The 2419-nt window shown below is 72.1% G+C and carries 2 protein-coding genes; both read left to right on the forward strand.

The window, feature by feature from the left end:
* Positions 1–158 precede the first annotated feature (158 nt).
* Positions 159–2201, forward strand: a complete 2043-nt coding sequence (locus ACFWXO_RS44810; RefSeq protein ID WP_380532882.1) for an FAD-dependent oxidoreductase — start codon at positions 159–161, stop codon at positions 2199–2201.
* Between the two features lie 24 nt (positions 2202–2225).
* The coding region (locus tag ACFWXO_RS44815) for a PadR family transcriptional regulator (protein WP_380532885.1) at positions 2226–2419 on the forward strand (194 nt) is incomplete at its 3' end.

Raw genomic sequence — 2419 nt, forward strand, 5'->3', positions numbered from 1 at the left:
GCGGGGGGGGGGCTGTGGGGGTGTGGGGGTGGGGTGTGTGTGGGGGGGGGGGCTAGTTGTATATTATCTTTGCGCGGGCCACCCGGGCGATAACGTCCCCTACTCTGCGGTAACAATCCGGGAGACCCTCCCGCCGGCCGCCCCCACAGGAGACGTCGATGAGCTCGACCCCCGGCAGCAGCCGCTACCCGCACCTGCTCAGCCCGCTCGACCTCGGTTTCACCACCCTGCCCAACCGGGTGATCATGGGCTCGATGCACGTCGGCCTGGAGGAGGCCCCCGGCGGCTACCAGCGGATGGCCGCGTTCTACGCCGAACGGGCCCGCGGCGGCGTCGGCCTGATCGTCACCGGCGGCATCGCCCCCAACGAGGCCGGCCGCCCCTGGGACGGCGGCGCCATGCTGACCACCGAGGCGGAGGCCGACGAGCACCGGGTGGTCACCGACGCCGTGCACGCCGAGGGCGGGAAGATCGCCCTCCAGATCCTGCACTTCGGCCGCTACGCCTACCACCGCGACCTCGTCGCCCCCAGCGCCCTCCAGGCCCCGATCAGCCCCTTCGTGCCCAACGAGCTCACCGCCGAGGAGGTCGAGCAGACCGTCGAGGACTTCGCCCGCTGCGCCGAACTCGCCCGCCGGGCCGGCTACGACGGCGTCGAGATCATGGGCTCCGAGGGCTATCTGATCAACGAGTTCGTGGTCGCCGCCACCAACCACCGCACGGACGAGTGGGGCGGCCCCTACGAGCGGCGGATGCGCTTCCCGGTCGAGATCGTCCGCCGGGTCCGCGAGCGGGTCGGCGAGGACTTCATCATCGTCTACCGGCTCTCCATGCTCGACCTGGTCCCCGGCGGCTCCACCCTCGACGAGGTCGTCCAGCTGGCCCAGGCCGTCGAGGCCGCCGGCGCGACCGTCATCAACACCGGCATCGGCTGGCACGAGGCCCGCATCCCCACCATCGCCACCTCCGTCCCGCGCGGCGCCTTCGCCTGGGTCACCCAGCGGGTGATGGGCGAGGTCGGCATCCCGCTGGTCGCCACCAACCGCATCAACACCCCCGAGATCGCCGAGCAGTTGCTCGCCGACGGCAAGGCCGACCTGGTGTCGATGGCCCGCCCGCTGCTCGCCGACGCCGACTTCGTCGTCAAGGCCCGCGAGGACCGCGCCGACTCCATCAACACCTGCATCGGCTGCAACCAGGCCTGCCTGGACCACACCTTCAACCTCCAGATCACCTCCTGCCTGGTCAACCCGCGGGCCTGCCACGAGACCGAACTCGTCCTCGGCCCCACCGCGCTGCGCAAGTCCATCGCCGTGGTCGGGGCCGGACCGGCCGGCCTCGCGTTCGCCGTCTCCGCCGCCGAACGCGGCCACGACGTCACGCTGCACGACGCCGCCGACACCGTCGGCGGGCAGCTGAACATCGCCCGGCTGATCCCCGGCAAGGAGGAGTTCGGCGAGACGCTGCGCTACTACCGCACCCGGCTGGCCGAGTTGGGCGTCACCCAGCGCCTCGGCGCCCTCGTCGGCGCCGAGCAGCTCGCCGCCGAGGGCTACGACGAGATCGTCCTCGCCACCGGTGTCACGCCCCGAACTCCCGTGGACATCCCGGGAATCGACCACCCCAGCGTGCTCGGCTACCTGGACGTGCTGCGCGACGGCGCCCCCGTCGGCGACCGCGTCGCCATCCTCGGCGCCGGCGGCATCGGCTTCGACGTCGCCGAGTTCCTCACCGACCAGGGCGACGAGGCCAGCCTCAACCCGCCCGTGTTCCAGGCCAAGTGGGGCATCGACCCGGAGTACCGCGAGCGCGGCGGCCTGCGCCCGCCGGTCAGGCCGACGCCCCCGCGCAGCGTCCACCTGCTCCAGCGCAAGGTCGGCAAGGTCGGCGCCGGACTCGGCAAGACCACCGGCTGGATCCACCGCACCGAACTCAAGCACCGCGGCGTGGTGATGGTCGCCGGCGCGAGCTACGACCTGATCGACGACGCCGGACTGCACTACACCGTCGACGGCGAACGCCAACTCCTGCCCGTGGACACCGTGGTGCTCTGCACCGGCCAGGAACCGCGCCGCGACCTGGAGGCGGCGCTGCGCGAACGCGGCCTGTCCGTGCACGTCATCGGCGGCGCGGACGTGGCCGCCGAACTGGACGCCAAGCGGGCCATCAAGCAGGGCACCCGGCTGGCGGCTGCGATCTGACCCCGCATCCTTAGGATGCGGTTCATGTCCCTCCCGCACGCGATCCTCACCGCCCTGCTCGAGAAGCCGTCCTCGGGCCTGGAGCTGACCCGCCGCTTCGACCGGTCCATCGGCTACTTCTGGTCGGCGACGCACCAGCAGATCTACCGCGAGCTGGGGAAGCTGGAGGAGTCGGAACTGATCCGCGCCCAGCCCGCGGCCCAGCCGGCACGGGGCAC

The organism is Kitasatospora sp. NPDC059088, assembly GCF_042738155.1.
Lineage (GTDB): Bacteria > Actinomycetota > Actinomycetes > Streptomycetales > Streptomycetaceae > Kitasatospora.